General features: G+C 67.2%; 1 protein-coding gene and 1 other annotated feature. The gene reads right to left on the bottom strand.

Going from position 1 to position 1462, the window contains the following annotated elements:
• Positions 1–91 precede the first annotated feature (91 nt).
• Positions 92–1320 (bottom strand): IS3 family transposase gene (locus BM419_RS31570; protein WP_091928778.1). Its coding sequence is split into 2 segments (ribosomal slippage): positions 92–1032 and positions 1032–1320, totalling 1230 coding nucleotides; the frame shifts between segments, so codons are not numbered across the junction.
• Positions 923–1039, bottom strand: a sequence feature (AL1L pseudoknot). (Overlaps the previous gene by 117 nt.)
• Positions 1321–1462 lie beyond the last annotated feature (142 nt).

The following is a 1462-nucleotide window of genomic DNA, read 5'->3' as shown; positions in this document are numbered from 1 at the left end:
CGCGCGTTGGGCGATCTCGCGGTCGAGAAGTGCGATCTGCGCCTGGAGCGCCTGAATCGCGCCGGGTTTCCCGGAGGCCGTTTGGTTTGGGTCAGGCGGCCAAGGCTCTTACCTCGGCCCGAGCAAAGTAGCGCGCCTCAGCCTCGGCGGGAGGCACGTTGCCGATGGGTTCGAGCAAGCGGCGGGTGTTGAACCAATCGACCCATTCGAGAGTGGCGAACTCGACGGCCTCGAAGGATCGCCACGGCCCACGGCGATGGATCACCTCGGCTTTGAACAGACCGTTGATCGTCTCGGCCAGGGCGTTGTCGTAGCTGTCCCCGACGCTGCCAACCGAGGGCTCGACCCCCGCCTCCGCCAGCCGCTCCGTGTAGCGCAGGGCGAGGTATTGCGAGCCCCTGTCGCTATGGTGCACGAGCCCACCGCCCCAGAGAGGACGACGCTCGTGCAGGGCCTGCTCAAGAGCATCGAGCACGAAGGCGACGTGAGCCGTGCGGGAGACCCGCCAACCGACGATGCGCCGGGCATAGGCGTCGATCACGAACGCGACGTAGATGAAACCGGCCCAGGTCGCGACGTAGGTGAAGTCGCTGACCCACAAGGCGTTGGGGCGCGGCGCCTTGAACTGGCGGTTCACCCGATCGAGCGGGCAGGCCGCGGCCGGATCCGGGATGGTGGTGCGAACCTTCTTGCCCCGCACGACGCCCTTCAGACCCATAACCTGCATCAGCCGGGCGACCGTACAGCGGGCAACCGCGATCCCTTCTCGACCGAGTTGCCGCCAGACCTTCCGCACCCCGTAGACGTGGAAGTTCTCCTCGAACACGCGCCGGATCTCGACCATGAGCGCCGCGTCCGAGCGAGCCCGAGCCGGCAGCTTGCCGGGGTCGACAAGCCGCGCGGCATGGGCGTGATAGGTTGACGGGGCGATCGGCAGCACGCGGTAGATCGGCTCGACCCCGTAGGCCTCCCGGTGATCGTCGATGAAGGCGATCATGTCCGCGACCGGCGGTCGAGCTCCGCCATCGCAAAATAGGCCGACGCCTTCCTCAGGATCTCGTTGGCCTGCCGAAGCTCGCGGTTCTCGCGCTCCAGTGCTTTGATCCGCTCGCGCTCGTCCGTCGTTGGTCCGGGTCGCTGGCCCTGGTCCCGCTCGGCTTGCCGGACCCAGTTCCGCAACGTCTCGCCCGAACAACCGATCTTGGCTGCGATCGAGCGGATCGCCCCATATTGCGAGCCGTGCTCGCCCTGGTGGTCGAACACCATCCGGACCGCGCGTTCGCGGACCTCAGGCGAAAAGGGTGTGCTGCGCTTCGTCATGGCTCCATCCTCTCAAGAGTTGGAGCCTCCGGAAATCCCGGGGCGGTTCAGCCTCCAGGCTGCCCGCAATGATGGCCAGGACCGGCCTTGCCTCGGCCGGCACGTCAGATGTGGGGTCGCGGACGATCGCCACGAGCTGGCC

This window comes from Methylobacterium sp. yr668, from assembly GCF_900116245.1.
Lineage (GTDB): Bacteria > Pseudomonadota > Alphaproteobacteria > Rhizobiales > Beijerinckiaceae > Methylobacterium.
The sequence above is the reverse complement of the archived record's forward strand: the minus strand, read 5'-3'. Positions and strand labels throughout refer to the sequence as shown.